General features: G+C 61.2%; 15 protein-coding genes. 3 read left to right on the forward strand and 12 right to left on the reverse strand.

Annotation, left to right across the window (positions count from 1 at the left end):
* The coding region (locus P0D87_RS27250) for an ATP-binding protein (protein WP_408637081.1) at nucleotides 1-1357 on the forward strand (1357 nt) is incomplete at its 5' end.
* A gap of 67 nt (nucleotides 1358-1424) precedes the next feature.
* Here the strand turns inward: P0D87_RS27250 and P0D87_RS27255 are convergent.
* The 7 genes from P0D87_RS27255 to betC form a co-directional block, all read right to left on the reverse strand.
* Nucleotides 1425-2114, reverse strand: coding sequence for a CBS domain-containing protein (locus tag P0D87_RS27255; RefSeq protein WP_029971719.1), 690 nt, complete (start codon nucleotides 2112-2114; stop codon nucleotides 1425-1427).
* 147 nt (nucleotides 2115-2261) lie between these two features.
* Nucleotides 2262-3302: a zinc-dependent alcohol dehydrogenase family protein gene (locus tag P0D87_RS27260; protein WP_053860652.1), complete on the reverse strand. Its 1041-nt coding sequence runs from the start codon at nucleotides 3300-3302 to the stop codon at nucleotides 2262-2264.
* A gap of 42 nt (nucleotides 3303-3344) precedes the next feature.
* A complete protein-coding gene (locus tag P0D87_RS27265) occupies nucleotides 3345-3818 on the reverse strand; it encodes a universal stress protein (protein ID WP_053860651.1) in 474 nt (157 codons plus the stop codon).
* Between the two features lie 372 nt (nucleotides 3819-4190).
* The gene (locus P0D87_RS27270) at nucleotides 4191-4487 is read right to left on the reverse strand and encodes a DUF2964 family protein (RefSeq protein ID WP_310031721.1); all 297 of its coding nucleotides are present in this window, start codon (nucleotides 4485-4487) and stop codon (nucleotides 4191-4193) included.
* Between the two features lie 78 nt (nucleotides 4488-4565).
* The gene (locus P0D87_RS27275) at nucleotides 4566-5714 is read right to left on the reverse strand and encodes a porin (protein ID WP_171799891.1); all 1149 of its coding nucleotides are present in this window, start codon (nucleotides 5712-5714) and stop codon (nucleotides 4566-4568) included.
* A gap of 267 nt (nucleotides 5715-5981) precedes the next feature.
* A complete protein-coding gene (locus P0D87_RS27280; RefSeq protein ID WP_006052159.1) occupies nucleotides 5982-6935 on the reverse strand; it encodes a choline ABC transporter substrate-binding protein in 954 nt (317 codons plus the stop codon).
* 73 nt (nucleotides 6936-7008) lie between these two features.
* Nucleotides 7009-8547, reverse strand: a complete 1539-nt coding sequence (gene betC / locus P0D87_RS27285) for a choline-sulfatase (protein WP_053860649.1) — start codon at nucleotides 8545-8547, stop codon at nucleotides 7009-7011.
* Between the two features lie 177 nt (nucleotides 8548-8724).
* Between betC and P0D87_RS27290 the strand changes: the two genes are divergently transcribed.
* Nucleotides 8725-9639, forward strand: a complete 915-nt coding sequence (locus P0D87_RS27290; RefSeq protein WP_053860648.1) for a choline sulfate utilization transcriptional regulator — start codon at nucleotides 8725-8727, stop codon at nucleotides 9637-9639.
* Between the two features lie 133 nt (nucleotides 9640-9772).
* A complete protein-coding gene (purU, locus tag P0D87_RS27295; RefSeq protein ID WP_053860647.1) occupies nucleotides 9773-10648 on the forward strand; it encodes a formyltetrahydrofolate deformylase in 876 nt (291 codons plus the stop codon).
* A gap of 77 nt (nucleotides 10649-10725) precedes the next feature.
* Here purU and P0D87_RS27300 read toward each other — a convergent pair whose 3' ends face one another.
* From P0D87_RS27300 to P0D87_RS27320, 5 genes are all read right to left on the reverse strand, one after another.
* Nucleotides 10726-11583: a glycine betaine ABC transporter substrate-binding protein gene (locus tag P0D87_RS27300; RefSeq protein WP_006052163.1), complete on the reverse strand. Its 858-nt coding sequence runs from the start codon at nucleotides 11581-11583 to the stop codon at nucleotides 10726-10728.
* A gap of 166 nt (nucleotides 11584-11749) precedes the next feature.
* Nucleotides 11750-13018, reverse strand: coding sequence for an FAD-binding oxidoreductase (locus P0D87_RS27305; RefSeq protein WP_053860646.1), 1269 nt, complete (start codon nucleotides 13016-13018; stop codon nucleotides 11750-11752).
* A gap of 32 nt (nucleotides 13019-13050) precedes the next feature.
* A complete protein-coding gene (locus tag P0D87_RS27310) occupies nucleotides 13051-14355 on the reverse strand; it encodes an aromatic ring-hydroxylating oxygenase subunit alpha (protein WP_029971734.1) in 1305 nt (434 codons plus the stop codon).
* A gap of 73 nt (nucleotides 14356-14428) precedes the next feature.
* The gene (locus P0D87_RS27315) at nucleotides 14429-15226 is read right to left on the reverse strand and encodes a drug:proton antiporter (RefSeq protein WP_053860645.1); all 798 of its coding nucleotides are present in this window, start codon (nucleotides 15224-15226) and stop codon (nucleotides 14429-14431) included.
* Nucleotides 15223-16392, reverse strand: coding sequence for an electron transfer flavoprotein subunit alpha/FixB family protein (locus P0D87_RS27320; protein ID WP_053860644.1), 1170 nt, complete (start codon nucleotides 16390-16392; stop codon nucleotides 15223-15225). Before P0D87_RS27320 ends, P0D87_RS27315 begins: the two co-directional genes overlap by 4 nt.

Genomic DNA, 16392 nt, shown 5'->3' on the forward strand with positions numbered 1-16392 from the left:
TAGTTATCGTGAGGCCACGCACGAAGTCGGCGAATGGGAAGAAGCGCGCCTCGCGGAAGTCGCGCAGGTGCTCGCGCTTCTCGATCGGGCCAACCTCGCCACGCTTGCCAACGCGCACATCGACGTGCGCGAGGAAGAAAGAGGCGGCGCGACCAGTGCGAGCGAGAACGACGACGACGACTCGCTGCCGCGCGACGCGCTCTTTCAGGTGCGCACGCGCGACGGCGACGTGATTGCCGGCAGCCCTGCCCTGCGCGCGCTCGGTGCATGGGACCTGCCGCTGCCGGCGGTCACGGGCACGCAAGACGTCGTGCTGGACGGTCAGACGTATCACTCGTTCACGCTGCGCGGCACGGCGCTCGGCCACACGGTGCGCGTATTCGAGCAGGCCAATACGCGCAGCGATCTGGTCAGCGGAGTGGCGAGCCGTATCGCGCGCCCTGCCCTGATTGCGCTGCCGGTCCTCGCGCTGCTCGTGTGGTTCAGCATCGGCTGGAGCCTTGCGCCGCTGCGCGTGCTGTCGGATGCAATCCGCTCGCGACATATCAACCGCCTCGAGCCTGTCGAAATCGGCGACGCGCCGACCGAGGTGCGCCCGCTCGTCGACGCGCTCAATCTGCTGCTCTCGCGTCTGCACCATTCGCTTGAACGTGAACGCGCGTTTACCGCCGACGCCGCTCACGAACTGAAGACGCCGCTGGCCGCCATCAAGGTTCAGGCACAGGTTGCGCTCGCCGAGCCGGACCCGGCGCGGCAGCGACTCGCGATGGAGCGCGTCGTGCAAGGCGTGGATCGCAGCGCGCGGCTCGCCGAGCAATTGCTGCTGCTCGCACGTCTGGACATGCATGAAAAACTGTCGACGGCACCGCTCGCGCCTGGGTCGCTCGCGAAGGATGCCGTGCTGGCGAACGCCGGCAACCTGCAGCAAAAAAACATGCGCGCGATGCTCGACTGCGACATGCAGGCCGAAATCAATGCGGAGCCTGTGCTGATCGGTATCCTGTTCGACAATTTAGTGGACAACGCAATCAAGTACGGAAGCGAGGGCGGCAACATCGAAATTGCGGTCAAGCGCGCGACCGAGCCGCTCGATAATCGCGTTGTCGTGACTGTGCGCGACGACGGCCCCGGTGTGGCCTCGGCAGATGTCGCGCGTCTGACCAGCCGGTTCTTTCGCGCCACCGGCAACCAGGCGACCGGCAGCGGTCTTGGCCTCTCGATTGTCGCGCGCATTGCCGAACACTTTGGCGCGACCGTGCGCTTCGGGCCTGGCCTCGAGAGCCGCGGACTCGCCGTGGAAGTATCGTTCCCCGCCTCTGGCGCCGCGCCTGACGAGCGACTGAAGGCCGCGGCCTAGCGGCGGTTGGTATCGCAGGCGACGCGGGTGTCGGGCACGCGCAGAAGTACGGAGCTACTTTCCGCTACTAGATGCCAGGCATCATCTGATACGGCTCGGTGTGATCTTCCACACGCTTGACGCCGGGTATGTTCTGCGCCGCCACGCGCACGGCATCCACTGCGTCGGCCGACTGGAAAACGCCCCATAGATGCACGACGCCGTCTGTCACCACGATATTGCGGCCGGCAAAGCCCCATCTGCGCCCCGCCAGTTCACCCATGAGGACGGCGCGGATTTCGGCGTCCGAGAGCGTGGCGTCCGACACCGGTTCATCGGGCACGCTCGCGAGCGCCTGGACGAGATTGGCACGACTCACGATGCCGACCACCTGTCCCCGTTCCGTCACAGGCACGCGTTTGATGTGCCGTGCTTCGAGAATGCCCGCAACTTCGCCAAGCGGCGTGTCAGGCTGCACGGTCACCACATCGGTCGTCATCACATCGCTCACCTTGGCCGCATGCGTCTTGACGTAATCGCGCGCCTCATGCCTCGCGGACCAGAAATCGAGCCACGACGCGCGCCTGGTCTCGTCGGTTCCGATCTCGCTGCGGCGAAGCAGATCGCCTTCGCTGATGATGCCGACGATGCTGCCGTCCGTATCCAGCACTGGCGCGCCGCTGATGCCGTTATCGACAAACATCTTGGCGACCTGACGAATGGTCATGTCGGGCGTGGCCGAGACAACGGTGTGGGTCATGACATCGGATGCGCGCATGGTAAGCCTCCTGAAGGTTGGGCGTTGAATCAAGGGGCAACGCGGCAAACCCCTGTGCTATTCAAGGTTAGGCGTGTGCGGCACCGTTCTGTTTGACGTGGATCATGTCGGCGAGGCTCGAATGCCGGCAGACGATTCAACGGGCCTTTACGCCACTTCGATGATGACCTTCAACGCATGCGATCGGGCCGCATCGCCGAAAGTCTCGTAGGCTTTCAGTACATCGTCGAGCTTGAAGCGATGCGTGATCAGGCTCGCGGCGTCGAGCCGGCCGGCGCGCACGGTCTTCAGCAGCATCGGCGTACTGACCGTATCGACGAGACGCGTCGTGATCGAGATGTTGCGATCCCACAGCGATTCCAGATGCAGATCCGCCTTTACGCCATGCACGCCCACATTGGCGATGACGCCGCCAGGCGCCACCAGCGCCTGGCATAGCTCGAAAGTCTCGGGCACACCCACGGCCTCGATCACGCAATCCGCGCCCGTTCCGGCGGTGAGCTTCATGAGCTTTGCCACCGGATCGTCGACGCCGCTATCGACGCACGCCGTCGCCCCGAAGCGCGACGCCACCTCCAGACGGTAAGGGTCGCGGTCGATCATCACTATCTGCGCCGGCGAATAGAACTGCGCGGTAAGCAGCGACGCGAGCCCGATCGGCCCCGCGCCGACAATCGCCACCGTGCTTCCCGGTTCAACCTTGCCGTTGAGAACACCGCATTCGAAGCCGGTCGGCAGGATGTCGGAAAGCATCACTAGCGCCTCTTCATCCGCACCTTGGGGAATGCGGTACAGGCTTGTTTCGGCGTGAGGAATGCGCACGTATTCCGCTTGCGTGCCGTCGATCCTGTTGCCAAGAATCCATCCGCCCGTCGCGCAGTGCGAGTACATTCCGCGCCGGCAGTAGTCGCACTTGCCACACGACGAAATGCACGAGATGAGCACCGGGTCGCCCTCTTTCAGCGTGCTGACGGCAGCGCCAACCTGATAGACGATTCCCACTCCTTCATGGCCGAGAATGCGGCCGGGCTCGCAGGTGGGGACGTCGCCCTTCAGGATATGCAGGTCGGTGCCGCAGATGGTCGTGCGCGTCACCTTGACGATGGCGTCGGTGGGCGACGCGAGTTGCGGCATCGGCCGCTCGTCGAGTGATTTTTGCCCGGCGCCGTGATAAACCAGTGCTTTCACGAGATGACTCCAATGATCAAAGAGACGAGCGGCTAGTTCAGATCAAAGCGGCGCCTCCCGCTTTGCGTCAGTGGGCTCGCGAACCAGCAGAACGGGGCACGTCGCATGGCGGACGAAACGCTCGGCAACGCTGCCGATCACCATGCGCCGCAATCCGCGCCGTCCGTGAGTGCCCATCACAACAAGGTCCGCGCCGCTCCACTGAACGAAGCGCAGCAACGTGCCGGCGATGTCTTCGGCGATGCCCCGGGTTTCCACGATCTCCGTGTCGCCCACGACGTCCATCTCGCGCATCTGTTTCTGTGCGCCATCGAGCAGCGTGGTTCCGACCTGCCGTGCGGCGCCGCTCAGAAGATGCGGATCGCAGGCGCCTGCGTAGGTGAACGCGGCCGACTGATCGAGCACGTAGACGACCGTCAACCTGCCGCGCGAGAGCTTCGTCAACTGAATCGCTTCGCTCAGCGCGCGCTTGGCTGCGTCGCTGCCGTCGAGTGCCACCACGATGTGTGCGTACATGTTTGCCTCCGCCCGATCTGCGCGTTTCCGTCGACCGTTGCGGCAGCGAAAGCCACCTGGAGCAGCGAGTCGATGAGAGAATCATGAGCGCGTATCCGCATCTGACGATTGACCTGCGTCAACGAGGTCGCAGCGCCGCGCACGGTGCACATCGTTTGATTTAGTGCAACGCTCACGACGAAACGATTGCCAACGGCTGGCGCGAAGGCGTGCCCGCCTATTGGCTCGTCAAAACGGGCATTGGCATATTGAATGTATTGATGATGAGGAGACAGCGTCAGAGCAGGGTCTGGCCGCTGGTGGTGGCGATGCTTGGGGGCAATGCTCGGAGCGCCGCTGACGTCAGCAAGCGGCCGCTACGCAGCCAGGCGATCACGAGTTGCCGTCGCGTGCGGAATTGAGTAGCCACACGAAGCACGCAACGCCACCGACTACACCGGCAACGCCATAACGAAAAAATGACGGCTCGTCGAACAGCAAGCCGCGAATCGACACCCCTATACCCCCGAGCGCCACAAAAACGGCGATTGCCGAAAATAAGATCCTGCCGTCCGAGCTAGTCATGATGTCCTCCAACGCGATGATTAAAGTCGTAACGACATCATCGGTCAGAAGACGTGGGCGCTCTTGATCGAGGTCAAGCGTAAGAGCCGCAATGGTGCGACGCATTGCGCTCTGTCTTCGAAGGGTGCAAATTAACGGCTAAATCCAGGCGGATTCCCGCTAACAGAAATCCGCCGCGCCGCTTCAGAACGAATGGCGCATGCCGATACGCACATCAGCCTGCGTGCTGGTCGACGACGGCGTGAAGCTATAGCCGATCACCGCATTCACACCATCCGATGCGCGCAGATAATCGCCCGAGATGTACACGTCCGTACGTTTGGACAACAGGTAGTGAAGCCCGAGCGAGCCCTGATTCCAGTGGTTTCCTTCAAACCGCGTGTGCTGATAGCCACCGTAGAGCATCAACGCCGGCGTGAACGTATACGAAGCGCCGCCTTCATAAACCTGCATATGCGAGGTCTGACCAAGGCCCTTGATCGTCGTGTAAGTGAAGTTGCCGCTCAGCATCACATTGCCGATCGTATAAGCGGCGCCGATTGCAAACGCGCCCTGCCTGTCGACCGGAAATGAAGTCGAGCTATACAGATCTGTAACCGCGCCGGTTGCAGGATCGACGGAAACGGTCGGCCTGCCGAGGAAAGTATGCGTGCCGATCATCGCGTACGGATCGAACGCATAGATGCCGAACGGGTTGTTCAACTGCGTATAGGCGGCGCCCATGTTGAACGGACCGTGCTCATAGCGCGCGCCCACGCTCCACGCACTTTTCTGATGGAAGTCGCCGGCCGTGTTGCCGAACGAGTACATGCCGCCGAAAGAAAAGCCGGATATATCGGCGGAGAGAAATTTGATCGAGTTAGGCAGCCGGTCGCCGTTCATCCGGTCGAAGTCGCCCTGGTGGATCGCGTAACCGCTTGCCCACGCGGATATGTTGTACAGATACGCGAATTCTTCGGTCATGTCGAGCTGGTTACCAAACGACAAGGTGCCCCAGTTGTTCTTCAGACCGACATACGCCTGGCGTCCGAACTCAGCGCCACCGAATCCAAGTTGTCCATTGCCTACGTGGAAACCCGACTCGAGTACGAATACCGCCTGCAAGCCGCCGCCGAGATCTTCGACGCCCTTGAAGCCGATCCGGTTGCCGTACGAAATGCCGTCGTCGAACTTAACCTGGTGGGAACCACCGGCGTTGTTCACGTACGTAATGCCGGCGTCCAGAATGCCGTACAGCGTGACGCTGCTTTGTGCATGGACAGCCGTTGGCGCACATACCGCACTTGCTGCAATAGCGAGTCCCGAAAGACTGACGGCATTTCTCTTCTTCATCTAATTCTCCCCTGCTCTATGCCTGCACAATTCGTTGGATAAAGCGATCCCTGCCGCGCGGCTTTCAGGCGTGCGGCATTTCTCGCATGACGGGCAGTTCGAAACCGGTTGAGACCGGTCGATAAGACCTGGCTGCTATTTGTTGAGCATTAAAATTCCGCCAGGCCGGCATCGACGAGTCAAGAATACGGGTCCAGATTTACGGCGAATCGATTGGATGCGACATGAATCTGTCGCCTCGCGACCTGGCGATTGCAATGGCCTTTGTTATTTCACACCGAGCGCCGTTTGCACGGCTTGCAATCCATTGGCGCCGTTCGCGGTGCTCACGCCGTCGAGCCACGATTTGAGCAGATCGGGATGACGCTTGAGTGCTTCGGTTGCGGCCACATCGACACTGGTTTTCTTTTCCAGTACTTCGGTAATCACGCCGTTTTCCAGGTCGACGTTAAACGTAAGCTGCCTGAAAAGACGGCCGACATTCGGACACTGCTCCGCATAGCCGCTGCGCGCAACCGTATTCACAGTGGCGCCGCCGTAGTTCGGACCGAAGTACTTATCGCCTCCGTCCAGATACGACAGTTTGAACTTCGTATTCATCACATGCGGCTCCCACGCAAGAAAGACGATCCACTTCTTCTCGCGCACGGCCCGCTCCACTTGCGTGAGCATGCCTGTCTCACTCGATTCCACCACCTTCCAGCTATCGAGTCCGAACGCCTTGTCATCCACCATTTTCTTGATGTTCTGGTTGGCCGGCGCGCCCGGTTCAATGCCGTATATCTTGCTGTCGAACTTGTCGGCATTCTTCGCGAGATCCGCGAACGAATGGACGCCGGCCGCCGCCACATAGTCGGGCACGGCAAGCGTGAACTTCGCATTGCTCAGGTTCGGATGCACGACCACGATCGACTTTTCTTCTTCGAAAGGTTTGACGACCGGCGCCTGCGCGGGCATCCAGTTGCCGAGGAATACGTCGATTTGCCCTTTTTTCAGGCCCTGGTACGTAATCGGCACCGACAGGTTAGCCACCTTCTGCTTATAGCCGAGCGCCTTCAGCACGACGCCGGTCATCGCATTCGTTGCGTCGATGTCGGTCCATCCCGGCCCCGCCATGTTGACCTGCATGCACGATTGCGGCTCGGCGGCCGACGCAAAGCTCGCCGCCGCGCATAGCAGCGCAACGCCGGACATGGCCTGTTTGAATAGCTTGTTCATCATCGCGGCTTCCTGTGAGTGGGTGAATCGTTAGCGTGGAGCGTCGGGCGTAGCGGTGCAAGACAAGAGAGACAACTCAGTGCGCGACTGCGGGAAAACGCGCCATCGCCTCCAGCGTATCGAGGTCGATGTGGTTGCGCATATAGCGCTGGCTTGCATCGACGAGCGGTTGCCAGTCCCATGAAGCAACGGTGCCTTGCGTGGTCGCGGCGAAATGAAAACGGCGACGACGCTGGCTTTGCAGCACGTCCTGATGTAGCGCGGCGAGATTCCAGCGAGCGGCAATCTCTTTGCGGAATGCTTCGACCTGAGCGGCGTACTCCGCGTTGAATGCGAGATTCGCGCGCTCCAGCGGATCGGCCTGCACGTCATAGAGTTGATCCGGATCGGCCGGCGTGTGAATGAACTTGAAGCGCCCGCGCCGAAGCATCACGATCGGTGCAATTGCACCTTCGGCGAGGTACTCGCCGATCGCTTCATCATGACCGCCCCGCTCTCCCAGAAGATGCGGCACGAGACTATGTCCGTCGAGCGAATCGGGCCACGCCGCGGGTGGTTCGCTACGCGCGAGTTCGACAAGCGTGGGCAGCAGATCGAGATGCGATACCGAAGCACTCACACGATGCGCGTCGAATTGCTGCGGCGCATGCACGATCAGCGGCACGCGGCAACCACCTTCGAAGAACGTCATCTTGTACCAGAGTCCGCGCTCGCCGAGCATTTCGCCGTGGTCGGAAGTGACGACAATGATCGTATCGTTCGCGAGCCCGGCCTCTTCCAATGCTTCGAGAATCGCGCCGAACTGATCGTCGACATAGGAAATCGCGCCGTAATACGCACGCCGTGCGTTGCGGATCTGCTGCCCGGTCGGCGGCGTGCGATCGGTTTCGCAAACGTGACGCAGGCGCTTCGAATGCGGATCGGCTTCGTCGAATGAGTCGCGGTGCGTGGGCATGTCGATCTCTTCGTCCTGGTACATGTCCCAGTACTTCTGCGGAATGGCATACGGATCGTGTGGATGCGTCAGCGAGGCGACCATGCAGAACGGCCGTGCATCTTTACCCGCATGACGTTCGCGCGCGATGTCGAAGAGCTTCTGGCGCGTGGTGAACGTCACTTCGTCGTCGAAGTCGAGCTGGTTGGTGCGCACGCAAGGGCCGGCGTCGATCACGGAACTCATGTTGTGATACCACGTAGGGCGCGCTTCGAAGTCGTCCCAATTCGGTGTCCAGCCAAAGTCGGCGGGATAAATGTCGGTAGTGAGGCGCTCTTCGAAACCATGCAACTGATCGGCGCCGCAGAAATGCATCTTGCCGGAGAGAATCGTGCGATAGCCTTCCGCGCGCAGATAATGCGCGAATGTCAGCGTTTGCGACGGAAATTCTGCTGCGTTGTCGTAAGCGCCAATTGCCGACGGCAGCTTGCCGGAGAGAAACGAGAAACGCGACGGCGCGCATAGCGGGCTCGCGCAGTACGCGGAATCGAAAACCACGCCCTGCTTTGCCAGACGATCGAGGTTGGGTGTTCGGGTGAGCGGGTGGCCGTACGCGGCAAGCGCGAACGGAGTCATCTGGTCGGCCATCAGAATAAGAATATTCTTTTTGCTGTCAAGCATTGGAGCGCGCCTCGAATAAAATCATGAATGTCAGTGCAAGTACCTGTGCCGGTGCATCTGCAACAACAGCCGCATTTGAGCGGTGCTCTTGGAGCGCGTGCGGCATCAACATCACTATTGCCGTTCAATTCGGCGCTGTGAAGACGGCAATTCGTTATGTGCCTATAAGGGGGCGTTATGTCGAGGCAGGATCGCTTGCCGCCAATGCAGGCATTGACGATGTTCGAATCCGCCGCGCGTCTGGCGAGCTTTACGGCGGCCGCGCGCGAGTTGGGCTCCACGCAGCCGGCTGTAAGCCAGCGCATCGTGCAACTGGAAGAGACGCTGGGCGCGCCGCTTTTCGAGCGCGGTCATCGTGGCGTGCGGCTCACGGAAGACGGCGAGCGCCTTTTTGAAGCCGTGCGTCATGCGCTCGACACGATCCGCGTTGCCACCGCCGAAATCCGCGCGCGCCGCACGCCGCAAACGCTTACGCTATCCACCGACTTCGGCTTCGCAACCTATTGGCTCATGCCGCGGCTTTCGCAATTCAAGGCGCTCATGCCCGATGTCGATGTCAAGATCATTACGTCGCAAAGCGTATTCGATCCATCGCACGATCAGGCCGATGTGGCGATTGCATTCGGCGACGAACATGCGGACTGGAATGCACGCAGCGTGGTCAAGCTTTTTCCCGAGCGTGTGACGCCGGTGTGCAGTCCGGCGTTTTTCGCGGCGCATCCGCCGCTCACGTCGCCCTCCGAACTGCTCACGCTGCCGCTGCTTCATCTCGAACCCACGCAGCCGGCGCGCTGGCTGTCATGGGCCGACTGGTTCGCGGCGCATGGTCTCGTCGCGCCGGCCGCGCATCGCGGCATCACGTTCAACAGCTTCACGCTCGTCGCCCATGCGGCGATCATGGGCCAGGGCGTGGCACTCGGCTGGGCGCCGCTCATCGACGAATTGCTTGCAACGGGGCAACTCGTCGAACTGTTCGATGCGCCGGTGGTCACCGAGCGCGGCTATATGCTGGTCACGCAGCGTGCGGCCACGCCGGCGGTCGACGCTTTCCGCCAATGGCTGCTCGGCGAATGCGGGCTCGACGCCGAATGACGCTCTGACGCTCTGACGCTCCCGTTCCATTGCCACGGCGATTCGCTTCTATCCGCCTCGCGCACGGATTTGCTCTACTGCGACGATGCATGCCGCGTCCGCGGCATGAGCCTATCGTCTATGTGGAGAGCGCATGTCCGCCGATTCCCGTCCAGGTCAACTGGTTCTCACCGTTGCGTGTCCGAGCGCCGCGGGCCAGGTTGCCGCCGTTGTCGGCTTTCTCGACCGGCATCATTGTTATATCGACGAACTCACCGTTTTCGACGACGATCTCAGCGAACGCTTCTTCGTGCGCTGCGTCTTTCACGGCGTGAACAGCAACGAGACGCTGAATATCTCGGCGCTCAAACGCGAATTCGAGTCCATTGCCGAGCGCTTTCATATGCAGTGGGCGATGCATGATGTCGGCACGCGACCCAAGGTTCTGATCATGGTGTCGAAGCTCGAGCACTGTCTTGCCGACCTGCTGTTCCGCTGGCGAATGGGCGAACTGAAAATGGACATTGTCGGTATCGGCTCGAATCATCGCGATTTCGAACCGCTCGCGCAGCAACACGGATTGCCGTTTCATCATCTGCCTATTACGGCCGATACCAAGCCGCAACAGGAAGCGCGTCTGCTGGATCTGTTCGAGACTTCCGGGGCCGAACTGATGATTCTCGCGCGCTATATGCAGATTCTTTCGGGCGAGACGAGCCGTGCGCTCGCCGGGCGCGCGATCAACATTCACCACTCGTTTTTACCTGGGTTCAAAGGCGCGAAGCCGTATCACCAGGCGCATGCGCGCGGCGTCAAACTGATCGGTGCAACGGCGCACTTCGTGACCGACGATCTCGACGAAGGTCCGATCATCGAGCAAGTGGTCGAACGCGTCGATCATTCGTATAGTCCGGATCGACTTCTTGCCACCGGCCGCGACGTCGAGTGCATTACGCTTGCTCGCGCAGTGAAGGCGTTTATCGAGCGGCGCGTGTTTATCAATGGCGATAGAACGGTCGTTCTGCAATAACATTGCAGCACAAAAAAACGCCGCTTCTGGAAAAGAAGCGGCGTTTCGTCGTATCGCTTAACCGGCAATAGAGTGGATTACTTCACCCAGCTATCCACCCGATCGCTATGCGCGCCGATCCACGCATCGGCTGCGGCGGTCGGCTTCTCGCCGTTTTGCGTCGCGAGCATCACGCTGTCGATCTCGCCCGGCTTCCACTGGAACTTCTTCAGGAACGCGACCACCTGCGGCGCCTTCTTTTCCAGTTCCGGATTCACGACGCTATCGACGTGCTCCGCTTCGCCGAATACCTTCTTCGGATCTTCGAGGAATTTCAGCTTGTACTTCGCGAACATCCAGTGCGGTTTCCAGCCGGTCACGATGATCGGCTTGCTCGCCGCTTCCGAACGCGCGAGTTCCGCGGTCATTGCGCTGCCCGAGCTGGGCATCAGCTTGTAATCGAGTCCATACGCCTTGATGGCCTCGCTGGTTTTTTGCATCACGCCCGCACCGGCGTCGATACCGACGATACGCGAGCCAAATTCCGCTTTCTTCGCTTCGAGATCGCCGACCGTTTTCACGTCGAGATTATCCGGCACGATCAGACCGATCTTCGCGTCGTTAAAGTTCGGCCCGAGGTCGACCACCTTCTCCTTGAAGTTGTTCCAGTACGCGCCATGCGTGACCGGCAGCCACGCGGACAGCGTCGCGTCGAGATCGCCGCGCGCCACGCCTTGCCACATCACGCCGGCCGCGACCGGTACGAGTTGAACCTGATAGCCGAGACGTTTCTCGATCACGCGTGCAGCGACGTTGGACGTCGCCACGCTGTCGTCCCAGCCTTCCACGTAGCCGATTTTGATGGTCGGCTTCGTATCCGCCGAAACGCTCACGCTGCTTGCCGCCAGCGCCGCGCTCAGGGTGCTCAACACCAATATCTTTCTGATCAGTCTCATCGCCGTTCTCCCGTTCACTTCCACAAACAACCCAATGAGCATTTAGAATCGCCAGCCAGAATTGCCCAGTAACGTTGTTTTGCGACACGCAGTTGTCCGCATGCGACCTGGTTAATCTGCGTGCCCGGCCACTGGCGGCAACTGCTTTTCCTGGCGCGCGCGCCAGTCACTTTTCGACGACGAGATCGGTGAGCGGCTTGCTGCAGCACAGCAGCACCATGCCCTGATCGATTTCGCGCTGACGAATGCCGCCCGCGTGCTTCATCGCGACTTCGCCGGATACGAGTTTTACCTTGCAGGTTCCGCACATACCCTGGGTACACGATGCCGGCAGGCGCACGCCCGCTTTTTTTGCAGCGTCCAATACATGTTGGCCGCTGCCGCATTCGATCTCGCGATTGCTCTTCGTGAAGCTCACCTTGTAGCGCGTTTCGATTTCGGTTCCGATCTCCGGCGCCGCGGGAGCCGGCTCGAAAGCCGGCGCTTCTCGCCGCGCTTCTGCAAAGCTCTCCACAGCAACCGCTTCAGTCGCGGTCTGCAATACATCGCCGACGTGAGCGGTCGTCAATTGCGCGGCGACCTCGCTGACCGTTTCGAACGAAAAGCTCTCTTCATGATAATGACGGCGATCGAAGCCGCCTTCCTCCAGAAGATTGCGTACCGCCTGCATATACGGCGCGGGGCCGCAGGTAAAGATCTCGCGTTCCAGAAAATCAGGCGCGATCAGCTTGAGCAGCGGTAAGGTCAAAAAGCCCGTCACGCCAGGCCAATTCGTGCGCGCGCCTAAGCGTTCGCACACAAACGCGGTGCGAAAATGCGCGTGATTCGACGCAATCAGATCGAGTTCGCGCGCGAAGATGATGTCGTCCGGCGTGCGAGCGCTGTGCACAAACACAATGTCGCTGTCCTCGCCGAGTTCGTGATGCGCGCGGCTCATCGACATCAACGGCGTAATGCCGGAACCCGCCGACAGAAACAGGAATTTGCGCGCGGGATGGCGGGCGCACGTGAATTCGCCGGCCGGCCCAAGCACGCGAACCTCGCCGCCCACTTGCAGATTGTCATGCAGCCAGTTCGACACCTTGCCGCCCGGCACGCGCTTCACCGTAATGGAGATGGTGTGTGGCCGCGTCGGCGGCGACGAAATCGTATAACAGCGGTTAATCGATTCGCCGTCTATATCGAGTTCGAGCGTGATGAACTGCCCAGGCTCGAACACGAACGCCCGTTCATTCGGCGCGCGGAAGAAAAAGCTCTTCACGTCATGCGTTTCCTGACGGACGTGGCAGCACACCAGCGTGTCGTCGACGTCGCTGTTCCAGCGCGCCGGCAGCGCGTCCCAGAAGCGCGGCTGCGTAACACGGCTTGCACGGCTTGTTGCAGGGTCTGTGGCCGGCTCACCGCCTGGCTGAAACGCCGCCTGATCGCGCATCATTGTTTTCTCCCGCTCCTGGTTGCGCTCGGCGCTCAGCGCACGAAGGACACGACGTTCTCGCCATGCGCAAGCGGCGTGGCATCGTGCGTTTGCGGTGCATTGCTGTAATCCGCGATGCGGCCGATATACCACTCGCAGAACTTCTCGACGAGACCTTCGGTGAACGGCGAATAAGGACCCGGCTCGTACGCGCTGCTCGATGCGCCGCGCTGCGAGTATTCGACGAGCGCACGGTCCTGATCGTTGGTCGCGCGCCAGACTGCCGTGAGGTTGTTCACGTCATAGTCGATGCCTTCGCGTGCGTCCTTGTGCACGAGCCATTTCGTGCGCACGAGCGTCTTGCCGGCCGAAAGCGGAATCACCGAAAAGCTCACGATATGATCGCTCATGAAGTGATGCCACGAATTAGGCTGCGTCCAGAAAGAAAGCCCGCCGAGATCGGCCTGCTCGAAGCCGCCCAGCAGTTTCTTCGACGCCACTTTTGCGTCGAGCGTCTGCGATTCGCCGTCGCGATCGAGCGGCAGGCGCTGCGTGCGAAAACCAGTCACGAGATCCGCGAGCCGTTCAATTTCCGCCGACGGCAGTTTCATCGCTTCCCATTGCGCGGTGCGCCGTGCAACGGTCTCTTCGAATGCGGCCATGCCTTCTTCGTTGGCCGGCGAGCGTTGATAGCCGAAGCCGTATTCGTAAAGCGAAATGGTGAGTTCGGGATGGTTCGCGACGCAGTGATAGCACTCGCGATTGTTCTCCATCGTCAACTTCCAGTTGCCTTCCTCGATAATGTCGATCGAGGCGGCGATCTTGCAGCCGGCCAGTTCATGCGGCAGCAGATACGGTTCCATTGCGGCGCGCATCACCGAAAAGTCCGCGGGCGGATTCTCCGCGAGGCAGATGAAGATGAGTCCCGCGAGGTTCTCGACATGAACCTTCTTCAGGCTGTGCTTGCAACGGTCGAACTGGTCGCCCATATGCTCGGCGAACATCAGGTCGCCGTTCAGGTTGTACGTCCAGCTGTGATACGGGCACACAATGTTGCCAAGCGAGCCCTTGTCGGTATTGCACAGGCGCGAGCCGCGATGACGGCATACGTTATGAAACGCCCTCACCTGCATGTCGTCGTCGCGAACGATCAGGATGGAATCGTGACCGATCTCCACCGTGATGTAGTCGCCCGGTTCGGGCACGTCCGGCTCGACTGCGACCTGAATCCAGTGCTGGCGAAAGATCGCTTCCATGTCGAGCGCGAAGATGTCCTCGCTCGTATAGAACGGCGCTTCCAGCGTGTGATTCTTTTTGCGGCGTTCGATCATTGCGCGAACGTCTGCGGAAACTTTCATTGTGTGCTCCGTTGCGTGTCACGTCTGGCGCCGCGCCAGGCCCTCCTGGCCGCTGGTTCGCCTGAACCGGAAATCAGTAATCCACGAGTTGATGCTCGCGCAAATACGCGAGAATCACTTGTGCTTTTTCGACGGAACTCCCTTCAATTACGACGCTTCCGCCGCGGCTTTCCGTCGTGGTTGCCGAAAGCATGCGGGCATGGCCGGAACGCTTTTCAGCGGCGGCCAGGCGCACGGGTTTGGCGGTTGCGGGGCGGATCGTCCAGGCGGGTTCTGTGGCGGCATCGTTCGCGCTTTTTCCCGCTGCTGTTGTACTCGCAACCGGACGAATCGTGCCTTCGCGCAGTCGTGCGTATGCATACGTCGGCGTCGCATTCGCCATCGGATGCACCGCGATCAGCGCAGGCAATTGAACCTCGACACGTCGACGCAAACCCTTCGGCATGAATTGCCGCACCTGCGCGCAACCGTCGTTCAACGTCACGTCGACGGCCGCGCCGACGAGCGGAATATTCAGCGCATTGGCGACGCGATACGGCAGCATGCCGCTGTCGAATGCGCCTTCCGCGCGCGTTCCGGTCAATACCAGATCGTAGCCATGCAAACGCGCGGCGAGCGGCGCGGAAGCATCCGCTTGCGCGTCGTCGCCCGCAGTGGGAACCGCAAGCACTTCCACCGAGCGCGCGCCGAGCGCCAGATACTCCTGCAACGCGGGATTCGCTGCGTCGCCCGCATGCAGCACATCGAGCGTGGCGTTGTGCTGCTTCACTAGCGACAACGCGAGCGTGAGTGCGGCTGCGTCGTTGCGGCTGTAACGCGCAACGCCGCTTACCGGATGCCGGCCCACCGAAACGAGTACGGCGATTTTCATGCGAGCGCTCCTTCCGCAACAGCCTTCGAATTGAGTAACGCCGCGCCGGTGCCGCGCGCCGAACGCGCTGCAGCCGCGGCATCGTTGAGCGCCGCAATGGTTTCGTGCGCGTCCGCGATCACGGTCAGATTCGCGCGCTTGGCAATCGGCGCGCTGGCGTCGAGATTCACGGCGATCACATGACGGCAATCCTTGATGCCTTGCAAATGCTGCACGGCGCCCGAGATGCCGAACGCGATATAGACGCTGGCTTCGACCGTCTTGCCTGTCGCGCCGATCTGCTTGTCGCGCGTGAACTTGCCGTCGTCGACGGCCACGCGGCTTGCGCCGATCGCCGCGCCCAACGTAGCCGCGAGACGCTCGAACGCAGGCACGTCGCTCACGCCGTTGCCTGCGGACACGATGAAGTCCGCCTCTTCCAATGCAAGTTGCGCCGCGTCCATTTCCTCGATGCCGAGATCGCGCACCGTGCCTTTCGCGCTGGCCGACTCGCCATCGAAGCGCCACACCACTCGCTCGCCCGCGCCGACGAACGGCAACTTCGGATCGACCGCATTCGCTGCGAGCAGAACCACTTCGGGCAACGCGCGCGAAGCCAACGCGGTATTCGCATGCACATACGCGGCCACATGCGAGGCGTCTATTTCGACCACATGCGTCGCGACGCTCGCATTCGCCGCGGCTGCATAGCGGCGGCCGAGATCGCCGTCGCCGGTCGCGTTGTCGGGCAGGAACACATGCACAGGCGCATACGCGGCGACGCACGCGGCAAGCGCATTCAGTTCATCGACCGGCGCGAACTTGCGTCGATCGAACATGGGCAATTCGATTAGCTTGTCGGCGCCGAGCGCCGCGGCGTCGCCGGTGAACTCGCCGAATACCAGCAGCACGATTTCCGTCGATGCATCCGCAACCAATGCAGCGGCGGCGAGTGTCTGGCGCGCATGCTCGTCGAGCGCGCCGCGGTCCGCGTGCGCCGCGACCAGCATCGTGTGCGAAGGCGCCGCTGTCGTGCGGCGCGGCTTCGGCTGTTCGCGATGTGCGCCGCTCGCGGCCGTGAAATCCAGCGCACCGGCCACACCGATAACGCCCAACGTAATGCGCAGAAGTCCGTCAGCCGTGATCGTGAACGGCCGGCGCGGATCGATTCGTTTGATTGTGTTCAT

This window comes from Paraburkholderia sp. RL17-368-BIF-A, assembly GCF_046054045.1.
Classification (GTDB): Bacteria; Pseudomonadota; Gammaproteobacteria; order Burkholderiales; family Burkholderiaceae; genus Paraburkholderia; species Paraburkholderia graminis.

What these genes read in the sequence shown, in the direction of transcription:
- P0D87_RS27270 (WP_310031721.1), bottom strand. Translation starts at nt 4,487, where the DNA reads ATGCGTCGCACCATTGCGGCTCTTACGCTTGACCTCGATCAAGAGCGC.
- P0D87_RS27275 (WP_171799891.1), bottom strand. Translation starts at nt 5,714, where the DNA reads ATGAAGAAGAGAAATGCCGTCAGTCTTTCGGGACTCGCTATTGCAGCA.
- P0D87_RS27320 (WP_053860644.1), bottom strand. Translation starts at nt 16,392, where the DNA reads ATGAACACAATCAAACGAATCGATCCGCGCCGGCCGTTCACGATCACG.
- P0D87_RS27315 (WP_053860645.1), bottom strand. Translation starts at nt 15,226, where the DNA reads ATGAAAATCGCCGTACTCGTTTCGGTGGGCCGGCATCCGGTAAGCGGC.
- P0D87_RS27300 (WP_006052163.1), bottom strand. Translation starts at nt 11,583, where the DNA reads ATGAGACTGATCAGAAAGATATTGGTGTTGAGCACCCTGAGCGCGGCG.
- P0D87_RS27290 (WP_053860648.1), top strand. Translation starts at nt 8,725, where the DNA reads ATGTCGAGGCAGGATCGCTTGCCGCCAATGCAGGCATTGACGATGTTC.
- P0D87_RS27255 (WP_029971719.1), bottom strand. Translation starts at nt 2,114, where the DNA reads ATGCGCGCATCCGATGTCATGACCCACACCGTTGTCTCGGCCACGCCC.
- P0D87_RS27265 (WP_053860651.1), bottom strand. Translation starts at nt 3,818, where the DNA reads ATGTACGCACACATCGTGGTGGCACTCGACGGCAGCGACGCAGCCAAG.
- P0D87_RS27310 (WP_029971734.1), bottom strand. Translation starts at nt 14,355, where the DNA reads ATGAAAGTTTCCGCAGACGTTCGCGCAATGATCGAACGCCGCAAAAAG.
- purU (WP_053860647.1), top strand. Translation starts at nt 9,773, where the DNA reads ATGTCCGCCGATTCCCGTCCAGGTCAACTGGTTCTCACCGTTGCGTGT.
- betC (WP_053860649.1), bottom strand. Translation starts at nt 8,547, where the DNA reads ATGCTTGACAGCAAAAAGAATATTCTTATTCTGATGGCCGACCAGATG.
- P0D87_RS27280 (WP_006052159.1), bottom strand. Translation starts at nt 6,935, where the DNA reads ATGATGAACAAGCTATTCAAACAGGCCATGTCCGGCGTTGCGCTGCTA.
- P0D87_RS27305 (WP_053860646.1), bottom strand. Translation starts at nt 13,018, where the DNA reads ATGATGCGCGATCAGGCGGCGTTTCAGCCAGGCGGTGAGCCGGCCACA.